The following is a 6,415-nucleotide window of genomic DNA, read 5'->3' as shown; positions in this document are numbered from 1 at the left end:
GTAGATCTCGATGTCGTCGTCGTTGACCGTGTTCGCCGGCAGCAGCGAGATCACGCCGTTCGCGGTCAGCCAGCGGCCCTGGATCAGGCGCGCGAGCATCGACTTCGCGTCGGAGAACACCCGCCGCGCCGATTCGCCGACGATCTCGTCGTTCAGGATCGCCGGGTACGGGCCCGCGAGATCCCAGGTCTGGAAGAACGGGCCCCAGTCGATGTAGTTCGCGAGTTCGTTCAGGTCGTAATTCTTGAACACGCGGCGGCCGATGAACTTCGGCTTCACGGGCTGGTAGCCCGCCCAGTCGATCTTCGTCTTGTTCGCGCGCGCCTGCTCGAGCGTGACCATCGGCTGCGCCTTGCGGTTCGCGTGCTGGTCGCGGATCCGGTCGTAATCGGACTTCAGTTCGTCGAGGTACTTCGCCGCCCCTTCGTCCGACAGCAGGTTCGACGCGACCGACACCGAGCGCGACGCGTCCGGCACGTAGACGACCGGGCCTTCGTAGTGCGGCGCGATCTTCACGGCCGTGTGCACGCGCGAGGTCGTCGCGCCGCCGATCAGCAGCGGGATCTTCTTCACGCGGAAGTAGTCGTCGCGCTGCATTTCGGACGCGACGTACGCCATTTCCTCGAGGCTCGGCGTGATGAGGCCCGACAGCCCGATGATGTCCGCGCCCTCGACCTTCGCCTTCGCGAGGATCTCGTTGCACGGGACCATCACGCCCATGTTGACCACTTCGAAGTTGTTGCACTGGAGCACGACCGACACGATGTTCTTGCCGATGTCGTGCACGTCGCCCTTCACGGTCGCGATGACGATCTTGCCCTTCGCGCGCACGTCGCCGCCCGCTTCCGCGAGCAGCCGCTTTTCTTCCTCGATGAACGGGATCAGGTGCGCGACGGCCTGCTTCATCACACGCGCCGACTTCACGACCTGCGGCAGGAACATCTTGCCCTGGCCGAACAGGTCGCCGACGATGTTCATCCCGTCCATCAGCGGGCCTTCGATCACGTTGATCGGGCGTCCGCCGGCCGCGGCGATCTTCGCGCGGACTTCCTCGGTATCCTCGACGATGAAGTTCGTGATGCCGTGCACGAGCGCATGCGAAAGCCGCTTCTCGACCGGCTGGTTGCGCCACTCGAGGTTCTCTTCCTTCTTCGCGCCGCCCGCCTTGAACTTGTCGGCGATCTCGAGCAGTCGGTCGGTCGAATCGTCGCGGCGGTTCAGGATCACGTCCTCGACGCGCTCGCGCAGCTCCGGGTCGAGATCGGCGTACACGCCGAGCTGGCCTGCGTTCACGATGCCCATGTCCATGCCCGCCTGGATCGCGTGGTACAGGAACACGGTGTGGATCGCCTCGCGCACCGGGTCGTTGCCGCGGAACGAGAACGACACGTTCGACACGCCGCCGCTCACCTTCGCGTACGGCAGGTTCTGCTTGATCCAGCGGGTCGCCTCGATGAAGTCGACCGCGTAGTTGTTGTGCTCCTCGATGCCGGTCGCGACCGCGAAGATGTTCGGGTCGAAGATGATGTCTTCCGGCGGGAAGCCGACTTCGTTCACGAGGAAGTCGTACGAGCGCTTGCAGATCTCGGTCTTGCGTGCGTAGGTATCGGCCTGGCCCGTCTCGTCGAATGCCATCACGACCGCGGCCGCGCCGTAGCGGCGGATCAGGTTCGCGTGGCGGCGGAACGCGTCCTCGCCTTCCTTCAGCGAGATCGAGTTCACGATCGCCTTGCCCTGCACGCACTTGAGGCCGGCTTCGATGACTTCCCACTTCGACGAGTCGATCATGATCGGCACGCGCGCGATGTCCGGCTCGGACGCGATCAGGTTCAGGAAGCGCACCATCGCCGCCTTCGAATCGAGCATCGCCTCGTCCATGTTGATGTCGATCACCTGCGCGCCGTTCTCGACCTGCTGGCGCGCCACCGCGAGCGCCTCGTCGAACTGGCCGTTGAGGATCATCCGCGCGAATGCCTTCGAGCCGGTGACGTTGGTGCGTTCACCGACGTTGATGAAGAGCGTTCCGGACGTGACGTTGAACGGCTCGAGGCCGGCAAGGCGCATCATGTGATCGGTCATGGCGGTGCGAATTCGTATGAGGTAGGGCGGGCGTTGATGCGGTCGGTCAGGCGGCGTCGCTGTACTGGCTCGGCCAGCGGCGCGGTTTCACGTCGGCGAGCGCCTTCGCGATCTCGGCGATGTGCTCGGGCGTCGTGCCGCAGCAGCCGCCCGCGAGATTCACGAGCCCGGCCTGCGCGAATTCCTTCAGGAGGCCCGACGTGACGTCCGGCGTCTCGTCGAAGCCGGTGTCGCTCATCGGGTTCGGCAGGCCCGCGTTCGGGTAGCACGACACGTAGGTGTCGCACAGCTTCGCGAGCTCGGCGATGTACGGGCGCATCAGCGCCGCGCCGAGCGCGCAGTTCAGGCCGAACGTGAGCGGCTTCGCGTGGCGCAGCGAATTCCAGAACGCCTCGACCGTCTGGCCCGACAGGATGCGGCCAGATGCGTCGGTGACGGTGCCCGAGATCATGATCGGCAGGCGCTCGCCGGTGTCTTCGAACAGTTCGTCGAGCGCGAAGAGGGCGGCCTTCGCGTTCAGCGTGTCGAAGATCGTCTCGACGAGGAACAGGTCGACGCCGCCGTCGAGCAGCGCCTTCGCCTGCTGGTAATACGCGTCGCGCAGCTCGTCGAACGTGACGTTGCGCGCGCCCGGGTCGTTGACGTCCGGCGAGATGCTCGCCGTCTTCGGCGTCGGCCCGATCGCGCCCGCGACGAAGCGCGGTTTGTCGGGCGTCGCGTAGCGGGCCGCCGATTCGCGCGCGAGCCGCGCCGATTCGACGTTCATCTCGACGACGAGGTCTTCCATCCCGTAGTCGGCCTGAGCGACCGTCGTCGCGCCGAAGGTGTTGGTTTCGACGATGTCCGCGCCGGCCGCGAAGTACTGGTCGTGGATCTCGCTGATGATCTGCGGCTGCGTGAGCGACAGCAGTTCGTTGTTGCCCTTGATGTCGCGCGGGAAATCCTTGAAGCGCTCGCCGCGATACGCGGCCTCGTCGAGCTTGTAGCGCTGGATCATCGTGCCCATCGCGCCGTCGAGGATCAGGATGCGCGATTTCAGCAGCGCGGGCAGTGCGGCGCCACGCGTGTAGGGCGCGTCGAGCGGGGCGGAAGCGGCGAGAGGAGTCGCAGACATGGGCGAGAGACCGGCGAAGACGGGAAAACCGTCATTGTAGCCGGTGCGCCGGGGCGCCGCCCGGCCTCGCGCGGCGCGCAGCCGGCCGGCGCGGCATGCGGGTGGCGCGCACGGTCGTGGTGCAGGCAACGGTGCGGGCCCGATGCCTGCGTGCGTGCGGTCTGCGCGCAATGAACGTGCGTACCCGTATGCGGGTCGCGCACCGGCCGCATCAAACGAAAACCCCCGCCCGGCGAACCGGACGGGGGCTTGGATCGGAGTGCTCGCGGCGCCGCTTCAGTGCGGCGAATGGCCCGGCGATGCGCCGGGCCGCGGGTCGTCAGTGCAGGACGACGGGCATCATCATCAGGCTGTCGAACTGTCCGAGGAATTCGTCCACTTCGTCGAGCGACGGTTCATCCTCGATCAGCTGCTTCACGTGTGCGCGGAATCGTTCGGCGAGCTCGCCGTCGATGAAGATCTCGCGCTGGGCGTTCTTGTCGACGATTTCGTATCCGCCGGCATTCATCAGATGGTGGCCGGCCTGCGGCGCAAATTCGACGACGCAGTAGTTGGGGCTGTTGTAGATCATTTGCATGGCGGCACTCCTCTTCGCAGTGGCATCTGGCCTTGTTGTCCCGTAGGTGGGGCGGGCTGTGCCGGTTTCAAGGGGCTTGCGCTGCACACCCCGTTCTCCCGTTTGCGTGGGGTGTATCGGTTAGAAACCAATGTCTATCAAACGTTTCTTATTGTGATCCCGTGGACTGAAATAGTTGTTAAAGAGTGTCATCGGCCATTTCGGCGAGTCCTTTAATCGGTCGAAATTGCCGATTGGTCGATCTCACGGCGCGGACGGCGCCGAGACGGGCGATGCAGCCGCGGATGCGGGCGGTTGCACGACCGGCTGCGGGGCGGGTTGTGCCGGCTCCGCGGCCGGTGTGCTGGCAGGCGCGTTGGTTGCGCCTTCCTTCGTTGCGCCTTGCGTCGCGCCGGCGGTCGGTGCATCCGGCGGGGCGAGCCGGCCGTGCCACAGCAGCTCGATCTGCGAACCGTTCGGTTCCGATTGTACGAGCCTCGCGGGCAGCCAGTCGAGCGACGGCGCGAGCCACATGTCGATGCGGCGCGTGTCGCCGTCGCGGCGTGGCAGCCGCATGAAATGGCGTGCCCGGATGATGCCGGCCTGCGTCTGCACGTCCTCGTCGCCGATCACCGTGATCGGCCAGGTCTCGCCGCTGTTGTTGTCGATCACGAAGAACTGTTGCGTGACGCCCGGCTTGTACGTGGCCGGATTGCCGCGCACGAGCCCCGACAGCTGCATCAGCATGCTGAAGCGATCCTGCACGCCGTCGGGCAGCGGCGCGTTGTTCGGCGTGCGCGTGAAGACCACCTGGCGGATCTCGCGGTTGAAGATCGCGATGTCCTCGGGCCGCTTGCCGCGCTTCTCGACATAGCGGTCGGGCGCGACGCCGAATGCGTCGATGCGGCCTTCGCTGTGGTAGGAGAACGGGCCGACGAACGGCACCGGCATCGACACCGACAGATCGTAGGTGCGCCCGTCGGTGCGCCAGTGGATCGTGCCGATCATGTTCTGCATCCCGTTGTAGAACGTGTCGTACTGCAGGTCGCCGGGCGGCGGCGCCGCGAACTTCACGCCGCTCGTCGCGGAGCCCGGCGTCGCGGCACTGGCGCCACCGGCGGCATCGCCGGACGATGCCGCGTGCGCGCCGGATGCGCCTGTCGTGCCGCTCGCGGCGGAGGCGGCGGCCGGCGGCGGCTCGCCGTGCTCGGCCGTCTGCGTCGACGTGAGGACCGGCTCGGGCGACGGCGCGGGCTTCGGTGCAGGCTTCGGCGTGGCGGGAGCCGGTTTCGCCGGCGCCTGCTCGGCCGGATGTTCTATCGGATGTTCGGCCGGCTTGGGTGCAGGCTGGCGCTCGATCGGTTGCGGCTTCAGCAATTCGATCTGCACCGGTATCGCGGCGGGCGCGGGCGGCGTGAACGCGTCGCGGCTGCGCGTCAGCCACAAGGCCGCAAGCGCGTGCAGCACCAGCACGACCACGAGCGCGATGCCCACGCGCAGCCAGCGGCGGGGCGGGGCGTGACGAGGACGGGTGTCGGCAGGCGGCATCGGCGAAACGGTACAGGGTTGGGGCGGTCGCGGCGCGCAGCGCGCGTCACAGCCGTCGGACCGCCGGATGCGCCGCGCGTTCGCGGTACATCGCGCGGGTGTCGCACGTGTGTAGCGCGCCCGGCGTGTCAGGCGTGTCAGGCGTGTCAGGCGTCGCGCGCGTCCGGACTATAGCCGAGTTCGTAGGACAGTTTCTGCGCGCAGGCACGCAGCGCGGTGTCGATTTCGCCGCCCCACGCGATGTCGAACATGCCTTCCTGGCCGAGCGCGACGATCGCGAGCGCGAGTTCGCCGACCGCGTCGAACACCGGCATGCAGAACGCATGGATCGTCGGCAGCAGCATCCCTTCGACGCGCGCGGCCTGATGCGCACGCACGTCGGCGAGCACCGCCTCGACCTCGTCGAGCGTGCGCGGGCCGCCGTGATGCGGCGAGCGGCGCGTGTCGGCGAGCTCGCGTTCGAGCATCGCCGCGGTCTTGCTGCGCGGCAGGTACGCGGCGAACAGCAGGCCCGTCGCGGAGCCGAGCAGCGGCATCACGTCGCCGAGCTTCAGCGACGCCTTCGCGGGATGGCTAGATTCCATCCAGTGCACGATCGTCGGCCCCTGGTTGCCCCACACCGCGATGCCGACCGTCTGGTCGACGCGGTCGCGCAGCTCCGTCAGCGCGATCCGCGCGAGCTTCACGCCGTCGACGCGCGCGAGCCGCGCGAGCCCCATTTGCAGCGCGAAGCCGCCGAGCTCGTAGCGGCCCGACACGGGATCCTGCGACACGACGCCGAGCCGCGAGAAGCTGACCAGGTAGCGGTGCGCCTTCGCCGGGCTCATGCCCGCGCGCTGCGCGAGGTCGCGCAGCATCATCGCGCGCGGCTCGCTCGTGAGCACATCGAGCAGGCGGAAGCCGACCTCGATCGACTGGATGCCGGAACGGAGCTTCTCGCCGCCTTCACCGTGTTCGCCGGCGCCGGTGTCGTCGGTGTCGGAATCGGCGGGATCGTCGTCGGGAAGCGTGTTGGCAGGCATGGGCAACGGGGGCGCGACAAGGCGGCAAGGGTCGGGACGAAAACGGCGCGCACGATCGTGGCGCGCCGCACGGATTCACCATCGTAAAATAGATTC

The 6,415-nt window shown here is 67.4% G+C and carries 5 protein-coding genes; all 5 read right to left on the bottom strand.

The genetic code is table 11. The features are described 5' to 3' along the window. Positions 1–2,079: dihydropteroate synthase (locus DID98_RS21085; RefSeq protein WP_185640883.1), on the bottom strand; the 2,079-nt coding region annotated here is incomplete at its 3' end. Positions 2,080–2,125: 46 nt separating this feature from the next. Beyond that, on the bottom strand, positions 2,126–3,193 hold the full coding sequence (locus DID98_RS21080) for a homocysteine S-methyltransferase family protein (protein ID WP_044846194.1): 1,068 nt from the start codon (positions 3,191–3,193) through the stop codon (positions 2,126–2,128). Positions 3,194–3,512: 319 nt separating this feature from the next. Then, complete coding sequence (locus DID98_RS21075; protein ID WP_006477667.1) at positions 3,513–3,770, bottom strand: DUF3567 domain-containing protein; 258 nt, start codon at positions 3,768–3,770, stop codon at positions 3,513–3,515. 243 nt (positions 3,771–4,013) lie between these two features. Beyond that, positions 4,014–5,297, bottom strand: a complete 1,284-nt coding sequence (locus DID98_RS21065; RefSeq protein ID WP_124571354.1) for a DUF3108 domain-containing protein — start codon at positions 5,295–5,297, stop codon at positions 4,014–4,016. 146 nt (positions 5,298–5,443) lie between these two features. Then, positions 5,444–6,319, bottom strand: a complete 876-nt coding sequence (locus DID98_RS21060; protein ID WP_124571353.1) for an IclR family transcriptional regulator — start codon at positions 6,317–6,319, stop codon at positions 5,444–5,446. Positions 6,320–6,415: the final 96 nt, after the last annotated feature.

This window comes from Burkholderia sp. Bp8984 (assembly GCF_003853755.1).
In the GTDB taxonomy this organism is placed as follows: domain Bacteria; phylum Pseudomonadota; class Gammaproteobacteria; order Burkholderiales; family Burkholderiaceae; genus Burkholderia.
This window is presented reverse-complemented; position numbering and strand designations above follow the sequence as displayed.